At 59.5% G+C, this 20,628-nt stretch carries 17 protein-coding genes; 9 read left to right on the top strand and 8 right to left on the bottom strand.

The window, feature by feature from the left end; translation table 11 throughout:
• Positions 1–1,128, top strand: coding sequence for a 2-methylaconitate cis-trans isomerase PrpF family protein (locus tag IG629_RS15940; RefSeq protein ID WP_193172932.1), 1,128 nt, complete (start codon positions 1–3; stop codon positions 1,126–1,128).
• On the opposite strand, the gene IG629_RS15935 is transcribed toward IG629_RS15940, so the two are convergent.
• The 5 genes from IG629_RS15935 to IG629_RS15915 form a co-directional block, all read right to left on the bottom strand.
• Positions 1,125–1,997: an EamA family transporter gene (locus IG629_RS15935; RefSeq protein WP_193172931.1), complete on the bottom strand. Its 873-nt coding sequence runs from the start codon at positions 1,995–1,997 to the stop codon at positions 1,125–1,127. The genes IG629_RS15940 and IG629_RS15935 overlap by 4 nt on opposite strands.
• An 89-nt stretch (positions 1,998–2,086) precedes the next feature.
• A complete protein-coding gene (locus tag IG629_RS15930; protein ID WP_193172930.1) occupies positions 2,087–3,034 on the bottom strand; it encodes a bifunctional helix-turn-helix transcriptional regulator/GNAT family N-acetyltransferase in 948 nt (315 codons plus the stop codon).
• A 74-nt stretch (positions 3,035–3,108) separates the two neighbouring features.
• A complete protein-coding gene (locus IG629_RS15925) occupies positions 3,109–4,266 on the bottom strand; it encodes an acyl-CoA dehydrogenase family protein (RefSeq protein ID WP_193172929.1) in 1,158 nt (385 codons plus the stop codon).
• A 22-nt stretch (positions 4,267–4,288) separates the two neighbouring features.
• On the bottom strand, positions 4,289–5,665 hold the full coding sequence (locus tag IG629_RS15920; protein WP_193172928.1) for an MmgE/PrpD family protein: 1,377 nt from the start codon (positions 5,663–5,665) through the stop codon (positions 4,289–4,291).
• Between the two features lie 24 nt (positions 5,666–5,689).
• Positions 5,690–6,397, bottom strand: coding sequence for a haloacid dehalogenase type II (locus tag IG629_RS15915; RefSeq protein WP_193172927.1), 708 nt, complete (start codon positions 6,395–6,397; stop codon positions 5,690–5,692).
• Positions 6,398–6,692: 295 nt separating this feature from the next.
• Between IG629_RS15915 and IG629_RS15910 the strand changes: the two genes are divergently transcribed.
• The 3 genes from IG629_RS15910 (at position 6,693) to IG629_RS15900 (ending at position 10,296) form a co-directional block, all read left to right on the top strand.
• On the top strand, positions 6,693–8,336 hold the full coding sequence (locus IG629_RS15910) for an ABC transporter substrate-binding protein (protein ID WP_193172926.1): 1,644 nt from the start codon (positions 6,693–6,695) through the stop codon (positions 8,334–8,336).
• A gap of 77 nt (positions 8,337–8,413) precedes the next feature.
• Entirely contained in the window at positions 8,414–9,385 is a 972-nt protein-coding gene (locus IG629_RS15905) for an ABC transporter permease (RefSeq protein WP_193172925.1), read from the top strand.
• Positions 9,386–9,399: 14 nt separating this feature from the next.
• Complete coding sequence (locus IG629_RS15900) at positions 9,400–10,296, top strand: ABC transporter permease (protein WP_193172924.1); 897 nt, start codon at positions 9,400–9,402, stop codon at positions 10,294–10,296.
• A 97-nt stretch (positions 10,297–10,393) separates the two neighbouring features.
• Here IG629_RS15900 and IG629_RS15895 read toward each other — a convergent pair whose 3' ends face one another.
• A complete protein-coding gene (locus IG629_RS15895; RefSeq protein ID WP_193172923.1) occupies positions 10,394–11,416 on the bottom strand; it encodes a threonine ammonia-lyase in 1,023 nt (340 codons plus the stop codon).
• 116 nt (positions 11,417–11,532) lie between these two features.
• Positions 11,533–13,389 (bottom strand): ABC transporter ATP-binding protein, encoded by a 1,857-nt coding sequence (locus IG629_RS15890; protein ID WP_193172922.1) that lies wholly within the window; start codon positions 13,387–13,389, stop codon positions 11,533–11,535.
• 162 nt (positions 13,390–13,551) lie between these two features.
• On the opposite strand from IG629_RS15890, the gene IG629_RS15885 reads away from it, so the two are divergent.
• From IG629_RS15885 to IG629_RS15865, 5 genes are all read left to right on the top strand, one after another.
• Entirely contained in the window at positions 13,552–14,277 is a 726-nt protein-coding gene (locus IG629_RS15885; RefSeq protein ID WP_193172921.1) for an AzlC family ABC transporter permease, read from the top strand.
• The gene (locus tag IG629_RS15880; protein WP_193172920.1) at positions 14,274–14,612 is read left to right on the top strand and encodes an AzlD domain-containing protein; all 339 of its coding nucleotides are present in this window, start codon (positions 14,274–14,276) and stop codon (positions 14,610–14,612) included. Before IG629_RS15885 ends, IG629_RS15880 begins: the two co-directional genes overlap by 4 nt.
• Positions 14,613–14,852: 240 nt before the next feature.
• Entirely contained in the window at positions 14,853–15,359 is a 507-nt protein-coding gene (locus IG629_RS15875) for a hypothetical protein (RefSeq protein WP_193172919.1), read from the top strand.
• Positions 15,360–15,517: 158 nt separating this feature from the next.
• Positions 15,518–15,829 carry a hypothetical protein gene (locus IG629_RS15870; RefSeq protein WP_193172918.1) on the top strand — a complete coding sequence of 104 codons (312 nt, stop codon included), beginning with the start codon at positions 15,518–15,520 and terminating at the stop codon, positions 15,827–15,829.
• A gap of 148 nt (positions 15,830–15,977) precedes the next feature.
• Positions 15,978–18,467 carry a hybrid sensor histidine kinase/response regulator gene (locus IG629_RS15865; RefSeq protein WP_193172917.1) on the top strand — a complete coding sequence of 830 codons (2,490 nt, stop codon included), beginning with the start codon at positions 15,978–15,980 and terminating at the stop codon, positions 18,465–18,467.
• 84 nt (positions 18,468–18,551) lie between these two features.
• Here IG629_RS15865 and IG629_RS15860 read toward each other — a convergent pair whose 3' ends face one another.
• On the bottom strand, positions 18,552–20,405 hold the full coding sequence (locus tag IG629_RS15860; protein WP_226886829.1) for a PHA/PHB synthase family protein: 1,854 nt from the start codon (positions 20,403–20,405) through the stop codon (positions 18,552–18,554).
• Positions 20,406–20,628: the final 223 nt, after the last annotated feature.

The raw sequence follows: 20,628 nt of genomic DNA, 5'->3' as shown, positions 1-20,628 counted from the left end.
ATGACAAGCCTTCGCATCCCAGCCTGTTTCATCCGTGGCGGCTCCAGCAAGGGCGTCTTCTTCGCACTCGACGATCTGCCGCCCAACCAATCTCACTGGGACCCGCTGTTTCTGTCGGTTATCGGCAGCCCCGACCCCTATGGCCGCCAGCTCAACGGCATGGGCGGCGGGGTTTCATCAGTGTCGAAAGTGGCTGTGATCTCGCCAAGCGCGCGCGACGATGCCGACCTCGATTTTACCTTCGGGCAGGTGGCCGTCGGCGATGCCCTGGTGGATTACAGCTCGAACTGCGGAAACCTGTCCTCCGCCGTCGGACCGTTCGCGCTGGAGCGCGGCCTGATCCGGCTGGCCGACGGCCAGCGTTCCGTCCGGGTCTACAATACGAACACCGACAAGATTCTGATTGCCCATTTCGCTGTCGAGGACGGGCTAGCGGTCGAGACAGGTGATTTCGCCATCCCCGGTGTTGCCGGCACCGGCTCGCCGATCCGACTCGAGTTTCTCGATCCCGCCGGCGCAGGAACGGGTAGCCTGCTTCCGACCGGAAACCTGACGGACCAAATCAGCACCGACGACGGCCGGAGCTTCGACGCTACGCTGATGGATGTCGGAAATCCGAGTGTTTTCATCGATGCAGCAGCTGTCGGCCGCACCGCGAATGAGACCATTGCGGAACTTGAATCCGATCGCCCCCTGATGGATCTGCTCGATCAATTACGGCGCAAGGCGGCCGTCATGATGGGACTGGCCAAGGACGAGGCATCGGCACCCGCCGCCGTTCCCAAGATCGCCATCGTCGGCGCGCCGCAAGCTGCCCGCGACCTCGCCGGTAACATGATCGAACCGGAGATGGCGGACCTTGCTGTCCGGATGCTCTCCATGGAAAACGTCCACCGGGTCCTGCCCCTGACCGGCGCCATGTGCACCGGCGTCGCCTGCCGATTGTCCGGTACCGTTCCGGCGGCACTGACGAAGATACCGGACGGGGATGTGCGCCTCGCCAATCCATCGGGCATCCTGCCCGTCGGTGCGGACGTGACCGCGAATGACGGACCTACGGTCCGTTCCGTAACCGTGACTCGCACCGCCCGTCTGCTCATGAACGGTGAAGTGGCCGTCCCGGTCTAGCGGTTCACCGCGATCATGACTACCGAGCCACAGACGACCAGCACCGCCATCGCAATCCGCAGGGTCAGCACTTCGCGCCGGAACACAATCAGACTCAGCATCATGCTGAAGATCGGCGAAGCGGCAATGATCGGCACCACTGTCACGACCTTCCCCATCAGCAGCGCCTGATTGAGACAAACAACTGCGCTTCCGAAAACCAATCCCGCCGCCGCGAACCAGCGCGGTCCCGGAGCGTTCCAGGTGAAAGGCACATCGGCCTTCTTTACAAACCGGGCCCCCGTCGCGACCAGAGCGGAAACGGTAAACCCGACGAGCGTGGCAAAATATGGATCGGGTATGAACTCCATGCCCACTTTGGAGAGCACATGGGCCGCCGACCGGATCGCGGCGGCTGCGATTGGGAACAGCAGTGCCCAGATCGGCCAGGAAACCTCCGTCATGTTGCCTCTGCGGGACAACATGACGACGGCAACAACAATGCCGACCGTGCCAAGCGCAGTCTGCCAGGTCAGCACTTCTCCAAGCACAAGGATGCCAAGAGCGAGACCGAACAGCGGCGAGGTCGAGGACAAGGTTGAGGACAGAGTCGGGCCCAGATAGCGGATCCCGACGACTGAAAAATTCGCGGACAGCGCCGGCCGGAAAATACCGACAGCCATGAAAATCAATACCGCCGGATGCATCCAGCTCGACCAGTCCATGAAGAACGGCGCGGCGCACCAGCACATGAGCGCCGAGGCGCTGATCGAAATCGCGGTTCCAGTGCGGGAGTCGACCGTTTTCACCCCGAGATTCTGCAGCTGCCCGCCCACCGCAAAGAGAAAAGCGGCCGTGAGCGCAAGAAGAAGGGGAGTGTATTCAGACATCAGGATGACCCGCTGCAAAGGATAGGCAACGGGTCTGATATCCGCGCCGGGACACTGATATTGCTAGAAATTTCCGCTCGGGAGTAGCGCTATTCCGGGCATTGATCCTGTGCCAGATCGCGGCGCCAGTGCTGTTCCGTCAGGGACTGACCATAGACCTGTGCGTCCTCTTCCGCGTAAAGCGAGAATCCAGCCACCTGATAGACCCGGCGGGCTGCGGACAGTACGCTGAAGGTAGACAGCACCATGTCCCGGTACCCACGCGAACGGGCAAAATCGAGACAGGCCCCGACGAGTTTATGCCCGAGCCCCAACCCGCGCGCATCCGGCTCGACATAGACGATCCTGAGACGTGCCGTTTCCGGCCCGTCGCGCACCACGGCCGCCGATCCGGCCACTCGGCCATCCACCTCTGCGATCCAGAGACAATCGTCGGCTGGATTGTAGTTTTCAAGAAATTCGCGGCCGATCTTCAGCAAGGTCAGCTCAAAGCCGCCGTCCCAGCCGTATTCTTGCTCATAAAGTATGGCCTGCCGGGCAAGCGCCCAGGAAAGCTCTCCGACCCGGTGCGGCCGGATCACTGGAACCGATTTTCCACCGACACTCTCACCGCCAAGCAGATTTTCCGCCTTCCGCAGGGTCGAGACCAGATCGCGGCGCGCCTCCCGCCCCAGCGGCTCCAGCACGGCTGAAACCTCGGCACGCGATTTCGCCTGAAGCCCATCGAGCGCGCTGTGCCCCTCATCCGTCAGCGAAAGAACGTGCCGCCGGCGGTCTGCTTCGGAAACAGACCGGTTAAGAATGCCGCGACGCTTCAGGCCATTCAGAAGGCGGCTGAGATAACCCGGGTCGAGCCCCAGCATGTCCGCCAGATCGCTGGCGCTCATCCCGTCGCAATGGCCAAGCTCGAAGATCACACGCGCTTCCGGCAACGAGAATTCGCTCTCCAGCAGGCGCTCCGCCAGAACATTGATCCGGCCGGTATAGAAGCGGGTGAAGTGGCGGACAGCCTCCACCGGGTCATGCGTATCGGTCACCATGTTCCTCCCTGTTACGGAAGCATGGTGACCGCATTAAGTGCCAACAGCAATCAATTAATTGCCAAAAGCAACTATTTTGCTTTCGGCGCCCGCTGGGAGAAGCGTTTCTCGAACACGCCTTCGGCGATCCGGTTCTTCATCATCTCAAGGCTGCCGCCAGCTATCTGCCAACCCCGCGTCCGTCGCCAGCAATATTCAACCAGGCTCTCTTCCGTGTAACCGAGGGCACCCAACACCTGCATGGCGTCGTTCGCTGCCCGGAACCCGGCCTCGTTACACAGGAACTTGGCAATCGCCGTGTCATAGGCGGAGGGCAGTCGTTCCGCGGCCTCTGTCGCGACCTTGTAGAGCATGAGCTGAGCGGCCTCGATCTGGGCCGCCGCCTCCGCAAATTTCCACTGGATGCCCTGAAAGTCCGCCAACTCCCGACCGAACTGCTTGCGTGTCAGCGCATGGTCACGTGCGATCCCGAACGCGTACCGGCCAAAGGCGAGTGCCCGGGCGGAATTCCCGATCCGCTCGATATTGAAGGCTGCGATCTGCTTGCGGAACCCGCCCTCGCCGAGCAGTACATTTTCCGCCGGAACATAGACATCCTCGAAATAGAGCTGGCACCAGTGCTCGCCGCCGACATAGCGCACCGGCTTGCCCATGGTGAAACCGTCCTGCCCGCGCTCAAGGATCACCGAGCCAATGCCGTCAATGCCCGGCCCGAAGCGCACATAGATCAGAAAGATCCCCGCTTCCGGACTGTGGGTGGAAAAGACTTTCGTGCCATTAACCCGAAAGCCGTCCGCGTCCGGCGTGGCAGTGGTGACGAGATCGGTCGCGGCGGAGCCTGCTTCCGGCTCGGACATACCAAGTGAGATCGCCATCTCGCCGGCCAGAAGCTTGCCCAGCCACTTCTCCTTGTGTGCCGGGCTGGCATATTCGGCAAAGGTCCGGATCGGGCCGAAATTACCGGCCTGGATGACATCGGCACTGCGCGGGCAAATCTCCGCGACGGCCTGGATGGCAAGCACCGCATCCATCACCGAGCCGCCCTGCCCGCCGTCGGCCTCATCGAAGGTGATGCCCATCAGGCCTTGTCCGGCCATCAGTTTCGCCACATCGAACGGGAAACTCTCTTCGTGGGCCCGGGCGAGCGCATCTTCCTGCAGATGACGCTCGGCAAAACCGCGCACGGCATCCTGGAAGAGACGCTGCTCCTCACTCAAATTGAAATCCAAAACTTCCTCCTGTTAGGCGCGGTTATTCCGCTGCTGATTTAGCTTCGATGGTGCCGAATGGCAGTTCGGACAGGGATGCCAAGGCATCGATCCGCCAGAGCGCATCCCGCAATGGTCTGGCCGCCGTGCCAAGCACATCGCCCGTCAGCTCAAAGAATTTCTCTTCCAGTTCAGCATCGGTCAGCGGCAAATCCGGATCTCCCTTGCGGGTCTGCGCATAGTGGCTGAAACGCTGGCCATCCGTGGTCGCGATGGTGACTTTTGCAGAGCGCCGGAGCGGAAACGCCGCGTCGCATTCCGGATCGACCGTATGCTCGACCTTAGCCGCGATATCGCGGATCGTCGGGCTTGCAAGCGCCTCCGGAGAGAAGGCAGCGATCCGGACCGCCCCGGTGGCAATGACTGCACCGAGGCAATAGGGCAGCGAGAACTTGGCCTCGAAAGCCGTTTTGGGATCGGCGTTGCCGCAGATCTCGAGCGACTTCTGATATGATCCGGCCTCAATCTTGCGGATGGACTCCGCGGTGAGATTGTTCGCGGTAACGATTTCCCTCACGGCATCGACAGCTGCATGAACATGCCCGCATGCTGCATGGTTTTTCTGCGTGGTCCGCTCAATGGTCCAGTCGGAGCCAAGTCCGGCAACGGCGGCCTCCCAATCCACATCCCGGCTCATCGCCGCACCGAATCCGGCGGCCCCTTCCAGAATATCGAGCGCGCCTGTGATGCCGGCTTTCGCCATCCGCGCCGCCAGCACGCCGCCTTCCGATGCCCGTCCGGCATGCAGAGGCTTGCTCATCGCCTCCGCCCGGAAAGCCTGCTGCAACCCGGCGGCCATGGTGCCCGCTGTGGCAAGCGCATGCGCCGCCTCCGTGGCCGTCAGACCGAGCAGGACGGAAGATGATGCCGTGCCGCCGAAATACCCGATGGTCGCCGTAGTGTGCCAATAGTCGTAATGCGCAGGATTGACCGCTGCGGCGATCCGGTTGGAGACCTCATAGCCAGCGATCACCGCGCGGAGAAAAAGTGCACCATCCGCATCGGTTTCCTCGGCGAGCGCGAGCGCCGCCGGAATGACGGCAACACCCGGATGGTAGAGCCCGTCGCGGAAAATATCGTCGAATTCGACCGTGTGCGACCCGGCACCGTTGATCAGGGCCGCGGCCCGTGCCGTCGCAAAGCGCCCGGACGGCACAAGCCGCGCGCGGCCTCGATCCAGGTCCTCGGGCACTGCGTCCGGCAGCAATGTCGCCGGCGGCAGCACGCCCCCCGGAACGGCCGCCGCGAACCAGTCGAGGACGCAACGTTTCGCATGATGTTGTGCCGTCTCCGGCACGGGCATACCGCTCATCGCGGCTATGAAATCTCCGAATGTCTCGGTCGGGCTCTTGTTGGCCATTCCGTTCCTCCCTTTCTAACAGCGTCAGCAGCCGAGCTTGTCGGCAACGCCCTCCATCGACTCCGCGACGACGTCAAAATCGTGCTCGGCTTTGAAATCGATCGTCTGTTCCGGCCCGTATTCCGTGGGCCGTGCAATGAAAGCGGTTTTGAGGCCCAGCGCCCTGGCAGCGACCAGGTCGCTATTGTGAGCCGCCACCATCATGCATTCCTCCGGAGCGAGGCGCAGCATGCGGCACCCGGCAAGATATGTTTCCGGATCAGGCTTGTAACTCTGCGCGATCTCGGCCCCGAGGATCATGTCCCAGGGCAGGCCGCCGTGCTTCGCCATATCGACCATCAGCTTTACGTTGCCGTTCGACATGGTTGCCAGAATGAATTTGGTCTTCAGCCGCGTCAGCCCCGGCACGCTGTCTGGCCAGGGGTTAAGGCGATGCCAGACCATATTGAGATGGTCGACATCGGAGTCGCCCAGCCCCTTGAGCCCAAACTCTTCGAGCACCTCAATCAGGTTTTCCCGGTGCAGCGTATCGAGGTCAATGAACCCCCGTTCCCCACTCCGTATCCGGGCCATTGCCGGGACGTAACGCCGCCTCCAGGAGAGCGCGAAGGCCTGCCCGTCCAGGTCCAGGCCCTTTTTATCGGAAAAACGGTCTATTTCCGCAGCAATGCTGTTCCGCCAATCGACAACGGTCCCAAACACATCAAAAAAAAGCGCTTTAACCACCGTCATTTTGTTTCCATTCCCTCGACATGTTCCCGTAGTCCGGAAAAGCACGTCCCGTTATGCAGTGTTTCCTTGACCGGAAATCGAAAGCCGGGACAATGATATTCAGTTCGATCAGCTGAAAGACCGGAAAACAACGGTTAGCAGACTGTCGAAAGGGTAGGCGAACGGAGGAACGTCAGACAACGGTCCAATTGGTAATGAGTCCGTTCTTCGCTTGGCGAAGAAACGGAAACGCTCATTTCCGACCGATCCTCTCAAAAACAATAAATAAATCCGCTACTAGGGAAGGAACACGTCTATGAAAATTCTTTGGCGCTCTGCTGCCACAACAGCGCTCGCGCTGGGTGTTGCAGCCATCTTCGGGCCCGCCAGCCCCGCAACAGCCGAAACGCCGCAATATGGCGACGAGCTGCGGTTGGTTGTCGGATCGAAAATTCCGTCTTACGACGCACACATTGAATCCACCTTCGGTATGATCCACCCGATCCGCCCGTTCTACAGCGTGCTGATGCGGGTTAACCCGGACAACCCCTCCTCGCCGACAGACTTTGTCTGCGACGTTTGTGAAGGCGATGTTCCGAAGCCGACCGACGGCGGTACCAAGTACACCTTCAAGATCCGCAAGGACGTGAAGTTCCATGACGGCACGCCGCTGACCGCGCACGACGTCAAGGCAACCTTCGACAAGATCGCCTTTCCGCCGGAGGGCATTGCCTCGAACCGGCAGGCATATTTCAAGACCGTCGAATCGATTTCAGCTCCTGACGATTACACCGTCGTCTTCAAGCTGAAAAACCCGACAGGCACCTTCTTGCCGTCTGTCGCCATGCCGTACAACTTCCTCTACGCAAAGAAGGATCTGGACGCGCACGGTTACACCTGGCACCAGAAAAACATCAACGGATCGGGCGCTTTCCGGTTTGTTGAGCACGTACCGGGCAGCCATGTGAAAGGCGTCAAGTACGAGAACTACCATCACAAGGGCATGCCTTACCTTGACGGTTTCACTGCGATTTCCGCGCCGAAAATGTCCGTTCGCCTGCAGGCGATCCGTGGCGGCCAGGCCGACATCGAATTCCGCGGTTTCCCGCCGAAAGCGCGTGACGACCTTGTCAAAGCCCTTGGCGACAGCATCACGGTTCAGGAAAGCGACTGGAACTGCGTTCTGATCGTGACCCCGAACCACAAGGTCAAGCCGATGGACGACGTGCGGGTGCGTAAAGCCCTCTCGCTCGCCATCGATCGCAAAGGCGGCTCCAAGTATCTGTCCCGCATCGCGATCGTGAAAACGGTTGGCGGGGTTGTCTTCCCGGGCCACCCGCTCGCAGCAACCGAAGCCGAACTGGCTCAGCTTGCCGGCTATGGCAACGATGTCGAGGCGAACCGTGCTGAAGCAAAACGACTGCTGAAAGAAGCCGGTCACGAGAACCTGAAGGTCACCCTGCACAATCGCGGCGTCGACCAGCCTTACAAGGTTGTCGGCACATGGCTGATCGATCAGTGGAAGAAGATCGGTGTGAAGGCGGACCAGTGGGTCCAGCCGACCACTCCTTTCTATGCCACGCTGCGGAAGAAGAAAGACTTCACCATTTCGCTCGACTTCAACTGTCAGTCGATCGTGAACCCGATCGCCGACATCTCGAAGTTCCTGCCCGGCGCCGGCAACAACTACGCCGAGTTCCAGGATGAGCAGCTGCTCAAATGGTATGACGAGCTTCTGGCAGAAGGTGACGAAGGGAAACAGCGCGAGATCATCCGCAAGTACGAAAAGCGGGTTCTGGACGAGCTGTCATCCCAGTTCATCACGCTGTGGTGGTACAAGATCAACCCGCACCGTTCCTATGTGAAGGGCTGGAAGATCGCACCAAGCCACTACCTGAACCAGGCACTCGACAACATCTGGATCGACCAGGCCGAGAAGAAGAAACAACTCGGCGGTTAATCCACTGCTAAAGACGTCGGCCGCCCCGCACCCGGCGGGGCGGCCGCCCTTTTCCAGCAAAGGTTTTACGGCAAGGCATGTACGGATACATCGTCAAACGCTTGCTCATGCTGCTTCCGACCCTGATCGGAGCGGCTATCCTCGTCTTTCTTCTCTTGCGGCTTGTTCCGGGCGATATCTGCCTGATCAAGTTCGGCGGCGAAGGTGCATACGCGGATCCTGAGCAGATCAAACAATGTCAGATAAATCTCGGCCTCGAGAACCCGATCTATGTCCAGTTCTGGGACTATATGAAGGGCTTCTTCGTTCTTGATCTCGGCACGTCCATGTGGACAGGCAAGGACGTTACCTACGAGATCGGCGTTCGGTTCGAGCTCTCGCTGCAGGTCGCCATCATGGCAACACTGACATCGATCGTTATCGCTATTCCGCTCGGGGTGATCTCCGCAGCGAAGCAGAACACGATGGTCGATTACGTTGTCCGCGGCTTCAGCATCGCCGGTATCGCAATGCCATCCTTCTGGCTCGGCATTCTGATGATCCTCGGCCTGTTGATCGGAACGCAGGAATTCATGGGAAGACCCTGGATGCCGCCGATCAGCTTCAAATCGATCTTTGATGATCCGGCACATAATATATCGCAGCTCATCTGGCCTGCACTGGCAACGGGATATCGATATTCCGCTGTCGCCACCCGCATGACACGCTCGGCCATGCTTGAAGTATTGGGTGAGGATTATGTCCGCACAGCCCGGGCCAAGGGCCTGATCGAGAAAGTCATCGTCAACAAGCACGCGCTGAAAAACGCGATGCTGCCGGTGGTGACCATCATCGGGATTGAATTCGCGTTCCTGATGGGCGGCCTTGTCGTGACCGAGCAGGTGTTCAACCTGAACGGCCTCGGAAAGCTGTTCGTCGAATCCGTGACCCAATCCGATTACACACTGACACAGGCGCTGGTGATGCTCGTGGTGACGATCTTCGTCTTCATGAACTTCGTCGTCGATGTGCTCTATGCGTGGCTCGATCCGCGCATTCGTTACAGCTAGGGGAGATGCAGGACATGAGCACCATGGATGCAAGTCCCGAAACCAACACCGGCTTCAAACGGGTCCGAATCACCGATCATATCGGTAGGATGGTTCGGCGCCAGCCGCTCGGCACCGGTGGAGCCATCGTCATTATTCTGATGGTCTTCATGGCTGTCTTTGCCGAATTTATTGCCCCATACGACCCGGAGGCCAATAGTTTCGAGCATATGCTGGTAGCGCCGAGCATGGAATTTCTGCTCGGTACCGATCAGTTCGGACGAGATCTCTTCTCGCGTATCGTTTACGGCGCGAGAACGGCTCTCTTCGTAGGGTTCGCCTGCGCCCTCGTCGGTGCATTCGGGGGGCTTATTCTCGGCGTCGCGAGTGCCTATTTCGGCGGTTGGTTCGATCTGATCATGCAGCGCATCATCGATGTGTTCATGGCATTTCCGTTGATCATCATGGCTTTGGCCATCGTCTCGATCTTCGGCACCGGTACGGACAAGGTGATCATTGCGATTACCATTCCCTTCGTGCCGCGCTGCGCTCGCGTCGTGCGGTCCAGTGCACTGGCGATCAGAGAGATGCCGTATGTTGATGCGGCCCGGTCCATCGGATACGGGCATATGCGCATCATCATGAAGCACATTGCGCCAAACGTTCTCGCGCCGTTCCTGATCATGCTGACGGCCTTCCTAGGTGAAGCGATCCTGCTGGAAGCCTCCCTCTCCTATCTCGGGATGGGCGTGCAGGAACCGACACCGGCCTGGGGCCTGATGCTGCAGGGCGGAGCCGAGGAATATGCCGAAAGTGCGCCTTGGGTTCCGATCTGGCCAGGCCTCGCGATTACCATCGCCGTTTTCGGTTTCAATCTCTTCGGGGACGCGGTCCGGGATATCCTGGATCCGAAACTCAGAACGCGCGGATGAGACCAACACCTTCAGCAAAAAGCCCCGCCATTGGCGGGGCTTTTTCTTTGTCCGGAATGCGCTCAGACAATCACAATAAAGCTAAGGCTCTGACGGTTTACTGAAGTGTCACACTGCCCAGCGTTCCGCAGAACTGCTCGAAATCGATATTCCCGCCTGTAGCCATCACCACAACGCGCTTGCCCTGAATATAGTCCGGCCGCTGCAGCAAGGCCGCCAGCGCCACGGCGCCCGACGGTTCAAGCACAAGCTTCAGGGTTTCGAATGCGACCCGCATTGCCGCACGGACAGTATCGTCGCCCACCGCAGCGTGATGCTGCATCCCCGTCGCTCTGGCGCAGGCAAACGGTACCTCGCCCGGCGCCGTTGCCTGCAGCGCATCGCAAATCGACGCCCTGTCGCCGCGGATCCGGGTTACTGCACCAGCATCCAGGGACTGCCCGAAGCTGTCAAAGCCTTCGGGCTCGACTGCGACAAGCTGCGTTGATGGGGATAACCGATTGAAACCCGCTGCGAGACCGGCAATCAGGCCGCCGCCGCCAACGCATGAAAACACAAAATCAGGCGCCTCTTTCCCACCGCGCCGCAGCCCCTCGATTATCTCCGCAGCCGCGCTGGCATGCCCCGTCACAACAAGCGGATCGTCGAACGGATGCAGCAAGACTTTGCCTTCCCGTTCTGAAATCTCCCTGGCCAGCGTACTGGCCACCTCTTCGCGCGGGCGTTTGCCATGTTTACTCAGGACAACAGTTGCACCATAGGCTTCCGTCTTGCGGCGCTTTGCCTCCGGTGCGTCCTCGGGCATGACAATCGTTACCGGAATCCCCAAAACTGCTGCGGCGGCGGCAAGCCCCTGCGCGAAATTTCCGGAGGAGTAGGCCACGACACCGGCCAGTTTTTCTCCATCGGTCAGATTGCAGCAGCGCCAATAGGCACCCCGGAATTTGAAAGATCCTGTACGCTGGAGCGACTCAGCTTTCACATACACCTCGGCGGCTCCGGACAGGTTGGCCAGATGCGGCGCTGCCATCAGTGGTGTCTCCTCGGCAACCCCCGCCAGCGCGGCTACAGCATGATCTATATCCGTGCCGCTGGGCACGGCCTGTCCGAAGTCTGTCATTATCGCTCTCCAGCTTGAATGCCGGCCGACTATATCCGGATTTCACTCACCGAGACGGCAACAAAAAACGGCGCCCGAAGGCGCCGTTTCAGATTTCAGATTTGGTCGCAGCCAGATTAACTCTCCAGCACGAAGTGCCCTTCGCCGACCTGCCGGTATTCCTGCTTCGGAGGCTCGTAGCCAATCGGCTTTAGCGGGCTCGGGATCTCGTCCGTCATCAGGTTGAGGTCCCGTTTGCGGCGCGACGGATCGGCGACCGGAACCGCCGACATCAGCTTTTTCGTATAGGCATGCTGAGCATTCTCGAACACAGCCGCACGGGGGCCGATCTCGACGATCTCACCGAGATACATCACGGCAACCCGGTGGCTGACACGTTCGACAACGGCCATGTCGTGGCTGATGAAGAGATAGGCGAGGCCGAATTCTTCCTGCAGATCCATCATCAGGTTCACGACCTGCGCCTGGATCGACACGTCCAGAGCCGAAACCGCTTCATCCGCGATGATCAGCTTCGGCCCGAGCCCAAGAGCCCGGGCAATGCAAAGCCGCTGGCGCTGCCCGCCGGAGAATTCATGCGGGTACCGTTCCGCATGCTCGGCATCAAGACCAACACGGCGCAGCAGAGAGACCACCCGCTCATCCGCATCCTTCCCGGAGGCGATATTGTGGACGATCATAGGCTCCGCAATGGCCGACCCCGCCGTCATACGTGGGTTCAGGGATGCGAACGGGTCCTGGAAGATCATCTGCATGTCGCGGCGCAGCGGGCGCATGTCTTTCGGGTCGAGCCCCATCAGCTCTGTGCCCTCAAACTTGATGCTGCCGCTGTTCGGCTCCACCAGCTTGATGATAGACCGCCCGGTGGTCGACTTGCCGCAGCCGGACTCTCCGACCAGCGCCAGGGTCTCGCCCGGCTGCAGACCGAAAGAAACCCCCTCGACCGCGTGAACCCGCGCCGTAGCCGATCCAAACATACCCTTACGGATATCGAACCGGGTGGTCAGACCTTCGACCGTCAGCAACGGTGCTTCCGTGTGCCGAACCGTGTCCTGCATTTCCTGCAGTTCGTGCGCGGCGGATGCGTCCTTGACTGCTTCGCCTTCCGACCGACTCACATCGACATTCGCGAATTTGGCCGGGAAGGTCATGCCCTTCATCGAGCCGAGTTTCGGCACGGCTGCGAGCAGGGCCTTGGTGTAAGGATGCTGCGGCGAATGGAAGATCTGCTCCGCCGGCCCTTCCTCGACCTTCTTGCCTTTCAGCATGACGACGACACGATCCGCCACTTCGGCCACCACCCCCATATCGTGGGTAATGAACATCACGGACATGCCGATTTCCTGCTGCAGCATCTTGATCAAATCAAGGATCTGCGCCTGGATCGTCACGTCGAGCGCGGTGGTCGGCTCGTCGGCGATCAGCAGGCTCGGACGGCAACTCAGCGCCATCGCAATCATCACCCGCTGGCGCATACCACCGGACAATTGGTGCGGATACTGGGTCAGCTGCTTTTCCGGTTCCGGAATACGGACCAGTTTCAGCATCTCCAGAGCCATGTCGAGCGCTTCCTGCTCGCTCTTGCCCTGGTGCAGCATGATGGTTTCGGCGATCTGGAACCCGATGGTGAAAACCGGGTTGAGAGAGGTCATCGGCTCCTGGAAGATCATCGAGATATCGTTACCGCGAATATCCCGCATCGTGCCCTGGTCGGCTTTGGCGATATCGATCACCTCACCGTTCTTGCGCCGGAAATCGACCTTGCCGGACGCTATATGCCCGCCGGCATAATCGGTCAGCCGCATCAGCGACATCGCCGTAACGGATTTACCTGACCCGGACTCGCCGACAACAGCTAGCGTTTCGCCCCGGTCAATATGCCAAGAGACTCCATCAACCGCTTTGACCGTCTGGTCATCAAGCGGAAAGTGAACCCGAAGATCGTCGACTTCGATCAGTCGGTCATCATGCATTTACACGGCCTCCCATGGCTCGCTCGTATCTAGGCGGTGCTTTGATTTTTTCTCTTTTTTGCACCATTTTCAGCGGGGCAGTCTGTATGCTTTTGATAGTCAAATCCAGACGCAATCTGTCAAATTTCGCTCCCCGGAAGAGTTAAGACGTATGAGGCGGCCTTGAGCGCAGCGAAAACCGAGAGTGAATGCAGTCCTAATCGGAAAGAAGCCTTTCGCGAAGGTGTGCGGCATGGCCTTGCGGTCCCGTCGATTGTCGTCTTCGCAACCATGCTCGGCTATGGCTCCCTTGCACATGCCAACGGCTTTTCCGCCTTCGAGGCCCTGCTCTCAACGGCGCTTGTATGGGCCATGCCGGGGCAGGTCGCGATGGCGGACCTGAAAGCCTCGGGAGCGGATCTTTTCGTCACCTTGCTGGCCGTATCCATGGCCAGCGTCCGCTTCTTCCCGATGGCGACGATCCTGGTCGGCACCTTCCGCGATGCCGTTACGCATCCGCTGAAACGGATCTTTATCGCGCACCTGATGTCGGCATCGACCTGGCCGATGGGCATGGCGGCCGCACAGCGCATGAACAAAGAATCGGCGCTGGCCTACTACTGGCCCGTCGCGGGGCTCTGCATCACCATGGGCTGCATCGGCACGCTTGCCGGATACTGGCTTTCTGCGGACATGCCCGCCATCGTCCGCCTTACCCTGGTGTTCCTCAATGTCGTATTTCTTTCGTTACTGTTTGCACTGAACCGAGACCGCCTTGTCATTCTCGCTGTCTGTGCCGGCGCCGTCATTGGCCCTCCCCTGCACAGCATCGAGCCGAATTACGGGGTGATCCTGACAGGCCTGATCGGCGGGACGCTTGCCTATATCATTCTCGGGAGGCGCCGATGAGCGCCGCCGCGATTTCGCCTCTCGCGCTGGTCCTACTGGCAGCCTCCGTCACCTTTCTCTGGCGTGTCCTGGGTGCCTTATTGGCCTCGAAAATCGACACTGACGGCGCTCTGTTTCGCTGGATCGGCTGCGTTTCCTACGCCACCGTCGCCGGGCTGATCTCCCGCATGGCGATCCTGCCGACCGGCGATCTGGCCGACACCCCGCTCATGCTCAGGGTCGGTGCAGTGGCGATCGGCTTCGCGGTGTTCTTCCTGGCAAAACGCAACCTGCTGCTGGGCGCTGCAGTCGGCGCAGGATGTTTCGCCGGAGGACTGGCCATACTCACATATTGACTTAACAACCGCTTTTCCTGCTTCGAACATGGAGCAGATGCACATCAACACCTCCTCTCTCTAATACGGTGCCGCAATGTGGCCATCCATGATCGAATTCCTAAAAGGGTAAGCTTCAGTCCAGCAGCACGCCGGACCTTGCAGGGAAAGCGAAATTCCATCGGTGCCTAAAATAAGGCATCGTAAAGAGCCGAAATGCCCGGCGGTACTGAATGCCGCCTGAACGGGAAGGATCCGATCATGGCCAAGCCGCTGAATCCGATCGACACCGATGAAGACCGCCTCGATCCGCTCAACCCTGAGGAAGACACCCCGAGCGAACTTGAGGAAACGACCCACGCAGAATTCCTCGCGATCTATGCCGATGCGTCCGAAAACCTGCGCTTCGCGAAGCATCAGCAATGGCGCGCCGTGCTCTATTTCTCCATCGGCGCCGCGGTTGCGACTGGCTACGGGGAATGGACCCACTGGAAAGATCCGACACTCGCCCAATTGCTTATGATCATGGTCTGGATTTTCAGCCTCGCCAGCGCCGGCGTGGTCCTCAGTCTGCAGTGGTGGCAATCGGCAGAAGTGCGCAAGATCGACTATGTGACATCCAAGTGGGGCAGTTTCAGTACCGCTGCCCGCAAGCGGAAATCAAAACTGATCAGCGACCTGCAGCGCTACGGCATGATGATCGCGATGGTACTCTACCTGGAGTTGGTAACGATCGCGGTGACCAGAATCTTCCTGCTGAATATCTAGCCGGCAGATAAACCCCAAGAAAACTGCTGCAAAGAAACCTATAATTAAGGGAATATTTTACAATATTTTCCCTTAATTCAGATTATGACATTCGATTGACGACACGAGTTTTCTCACATTAGAAATCTGGTATCTCAATCAATCGGGGTGGGACCGCGATGACTGTTCATAATCACGATACAGATAAAGGCGATGGGGTAGCGATCGGCTCACCCAACGTTAAGGGACGACTGGTTGTCTTTCCGGAAAAAGGCGACGCGACCGAATGGCACAAATACGGCGCCGATGAGACATACACGGTTACCGCGCTAACGCGCTTTCTGTTCCGCCGGGAGGTTCGCCGGGTCGACGGATCGACCGATGCCGAGGAATACGATCTGCAGCCCGGATCCACGATCAAGCGCTCCGGTCCTTTCGAACACCGCGTTATCAGCCAATCCGAAGAACCAGTCATGTTCCGGAAGGGGTGAGGCCACGGGGCCAAACCTTGCGAAATCAGGCGGACCCATCCCGGGTCCGCCACCAGCTGCCATGGTCAGACCGCGTGCGCCAGACAAGATGTTGCTTACGAAAAATCTCTCCGGGCTGCATTCTGTTTGCGCCTGAGAGATGCCGCGCATGACCGCACCAACCGCCGACATTACCCTGACCACTCACGCATCGCCTTTCGGCGAACTCGCCGACGTTTTAAGCTCGCTCGTGGCCGCAGACGGCATCCCTGCACTCAACCGGGTGCTTGACCAGCGCGTACCGAAGCTCCTTTCATGCGACCGCTCTCAGCTCGTATTAATCGACACAGCGGGCCAGAAATTAACCGCGTATTCGAATACCGAGGGCGACACGATCTCCCTTGAGGACCCTGACTCGCCCCTATCCCGATGTATCCGCATCCGTCAGTCGGTGGCGGTTTCAGAGACAGCGCCGTCACAGTCCCGCCAGCAAACGACCCTCGCCGCCCCGCTTATGACGGCCGCAGGCACGTTAGGTGCTATCGCCGCCATCGCCGATCGCGAGCATGCATTCTCGGATATCGACCGGGAAATCTTCCGCTCTATAGCCGCCACAACCGCAGCTGTGCTCCTGGCTTTTCTGGACAGGGACACCCACCTGGCCGCCGCGCAAGATCAATCCCGGCAACTGCATGAGGAATTGAACGCGGCTCTACAGGCAATCCCGCACCCGGTCATCATCTACGACAAGGATTTCAACTTCCGGGCCTGGAATAGCGCCTTCGTCGAAATTCAGGGCTACACGGAAGACCTGATGCTGGAAATGGGCGGCATGGCCAACCTGCTGCGCTACGAAGTCGAGGAGCTCGATTCATTTCCTGGACAAACATATGAGGAAGTGTGGCAACAGTACCTGAACTACTACGAGTTCGAGGACTTCAACCACTCCGTCCAATATTGGCCGATGCGGCAGAAACATATCGACCGGCGGACCCGGAAAACGGAATCCGGCGGATGGGTTTCCGTGCTGGTCGACATCACTGACTGGATGGAGGATCAGGAAAAAATCCGGCTCGCGAAAGATGACGCCGAAGCGGCGGCGCGCGCCAAATCCGCTTTCCTGGCCAACATGAGCCATGAAATTCGGACTCCACTCAATGCAATTATAGGCTTCACCCAGCTCGTCCTCCGGGGAGATCTGACACAGAAGCAAAACGAGCATCTGACACAGGTCGAAAGCTCCAGCCAGCTCCTGCTCCGAATTCTCGACGACATCCTCGATTTCTCGCGGATCGACGCCGGTATGCTGGAGCTTGAGAGCCTGCTGTTTCATCGCGACGACATACTCGGCAACGTCGTCGCCCTGACAGGCAACAGTATACTCTCGTCCGATGTCGACCTCCTCCTCACAGTCGGAGAGGACGTCCCCGAAAGGCTTATCGGCGATCCGTTCCGGCTTGCTCAGATTCTCCTAAACCTCACCAGTAACGCCGCCAAATTCACACATAAGGGATCGGTTGTTCTCAGTGTCGATCTGGTTGAGCGGGACGCAGAAGGCGTAACCCTCCGTTTTGAGATCGCCGATACCGGCATTGGCATGGCGCCGGAGCAATTCGAGAACCTGTTCCAGGCCTTCAGTCAGGCGGATACCTCAACGACGCGGCGCTATGGCGGAAGTGGCCTCGGCCTGGCGATTTCCAAGGCACTCACAACCTTGATGGGCGGCGCGATCGGTGTCGAAAGCGTTCAGGACAAAGGCAGCAATTTCCATCTTACGGTGAAGTTTAAAACGCCGACCGATGCTGCTCCACTGCCGGAAAATGATATCCGGAGCGACTTGCATGTATTAGTCGTCGACGCAGTGGATAAAGCACGTGAGACCCTTGCGCGATCGGTTGAGCAGCTTGGGGCAACGGCCGGAACCGCTGCCGGTTGCGAAACTGCGGAGCACGCTCTGCGCACGGCGGAGCCTCCCTACGACATCGTTCTGCTGGACCACGCCATAACCACACCGGAAACCGCAAACCGTCTGCGCACGGCACTGCAAAACCGCCCGGGTATGAGCGGGCAGCAGGTTAAGCGCCGCCTGATCGCAACATTCGGCGGGAACGAGATTCACGAAAGCGCGCCGGCGGCCGAAATGGACGGCATGATACCGAAGGGCGTAACGCCTACGCGTCTGCGAGATGCCCTGCTCACAGCTTGTGGAGAGGCAGCGCCAACCGATCGCCCGCGCCCCCAAATCGACCACTCGCACCGTGCCGCTCTCTCAGGCCTGCGCGTCTTACTGGCCGAAGATAATATTGCGAACCAACGGGTTGCCCGGGAAATGCTGGAGCAGATCGGCATGCAGGTGACGGTTGCAGAGACAGGACAGCGCGCGATCGAGAGAGTACGTTCGGAACCGCCGGGAACATTTTCCGCTATCCTCATGGACCTGCAAATGCCGGAAATGGACGGTCTGAGCGCAGCTCGAAAGATCCTCGGAGACCCGGGGCACAGCGGTTTGCCGATTATCGCCATGACGGCAAACGCCTTCGACAACGACCGGCAAAGCACCCGTGACGCCGGAATGGTCGATCATATCTCCAAGCCGGTAGACCCGAACAAGCTTTACGCTGTGCTGGCAAAACATGCTGGAAAAGACAAACCATCGTAAACAAAAGGCCAAGCCGGTCTGCGATCACGGGACCTCACTGCATATGTCACGGCGAGTGAGCAGATCCCCGGCTACATCCTGCCGTTATTGCTGCAAAACGTAGGTGCCCGGCGCATCACAGAGCGGCGCGTATCCCGCGTCCGGCGCACCCATGACCGGCAGCGCGGCCCCTTCCGTCGATTGCCCGGCAAGCCAGGCCTGCCATTCCGGCCACCAGGAGCCGTCCTTACGCGGTGTTTCCGCCACCCAGGTATCCGGATCGATATAACTTTCGCCCGCCTTCTTGGTCGCTACCTGATAGTTCCGGCGCGGGTGGCCCGGCTCGCTGACGATCCCGGCATTGTGCCCGCCGCTCGTCAGCACGAACGTGACATCCGTCGCCGGGTGGAAGGTGATCTTGTGTACAGACCGCCAGGGCGCGACATGATCCTTTACCGTTCCCACGGCGAAGATCGGCGCCCGGATGTCGGCCAGATTGATCGGCCGCTCTCCCACCGTGAACCGTCCCGAGGCGAGGTCGTTGTCAAGGAACAGGCTGCGCAGATATTCGGAATGCATCCGGTAGGGCATCCGTGTCAGATCCGCGTTCCAGGCCATCAGGTCGTTCATTTCCTGACGTTCGCCCAGCATGTAGTCGTGGACCATGCGTGACCAGACCAGGTCGTTCGTGCGCAGGATCTGGAATGCCCCGGCCATCTGGTAGCCATCAAGGACACCCTGGTCCCACATCATGTTTTCCAGATAGGCGACTTCGCTTTCCCGGATGAACAGCATCAACTCGCCGGCCTCGGTGAAATCCACCTGGGTGGCGAAAGTGGTGATCGATTTCAGCCGGTCATCGCCGTCCCGCGCCATGGCCGCTGCCGCAATCGAGAGCAGCGTCCCACCGAGACAGTAGCCGACCGCATGAATTTGTGTGTCCGGAATAATCGCCGAAACCGCGTCGAGGGCATCAAGGACGCCGAGTTGACGGTAGTCCTCCATGCCGAGGTCGCGATCTTCCGATGTCGGGTTGCGCCAGGAGACCATGAAGACGGTATGGCCCTGATCGACAAGGTATTTGACCAGCGAATTATGCGGCGAGAGATCGAGGATGTAGTACTTCATGATCCAGGCGGGCGTGATCAGAACCGGCTCCCGGTAGACCTGCTTCGTGGTCGGCTCATACTGGATCAGCTCGATCAGGTGATTGCGGTAGACCACCTTGCCCGGCGTCACTCCGACATCCCGCCCGACCTGGAAGGCATCCGCTCCGGACGGCTTCTTGCCAGCAATAGCGCGCTGCCAGTCGTCCGCCATATACCCGGCCCCGCGGGCCAGGTTCGTGCCGCCCTGCGCAACCGTCGCCTTCAGGGCCTCGGGATTGGTCCAGAGCATGTTCGACGGCGCATAGTGGTCGAGCATCTGCCGGGCCATGAACGACACCGCATGCTCGTCTTCCTTCGAGAGGCCGTCGATCTCCGTTGTGGCGTTATGCCACCATTGCTGGGTCAGCAGGAAAGACTGGGAGATCATGTTGAAAGGCCACTGTTTCCAGGCCTCGCCCGAGAAACGGCGGTCCTGGGGAAGCGGCTCGATACAGGGGGGCGCTTCCGCGTTCATCCCAGCCGTTCCGGCATGGATCATAATCCGTGCGGCTTTGCGGGCCGCTTTCTCCACCAGCTCCATATGCTTGCCCGGGGACAGCGCGAGATGTGAGAACCAGTTGAAATAGGATGTCGCGAGACCGGCGGGAGAGATGCCGAGGGTCAACCGCGCCAGATTGGCCTTGAACGCATGGTCTATCGCCTGTGCCGTATAGTGACCCGGTGTCGGCCGGTCACATTCGGGGACAAGCGGAGCGCTTGCGGGGGCGCTGGATACCCGGGGCTTACGCGTGCCGGTATCCGTGCTCCGACGAGTCTTCCGCGTGCGTGACTTTACGGTATTGGCCTGCATGGCACTGAACTCCATTAGAGAAACGCGCCCGCCACGGGACAAGTGAGGCAATCGCCATGAAGCGGACTGCGGAGAAAACCTGCTTAGTTCAGCCAGCGTTCACCGTCTTGTCCGATCCAATAGCGACACCTGTGCAGTGCAGCATTGATTCAGGTCAAAAAACCGAGCTTATGAATGATTGTCCGATGGTCGCTGCACATCTCATATGATCAGCGCGGGGCTT

The sequence above is a fragment of the Nisaea nitritireducens genome (assembly GCF_014904795.1).
GTDB classification, from domain to species: Bacteria; Pseudomonadota; Alphaproteobacteria; order Thalassobaculales; family Thalassobaculaceae; genus Nisaea; species Nisaea nitritireducens.
This window is presented reverse-complemented; position numbering and strand designations above follow the sequence as displayed.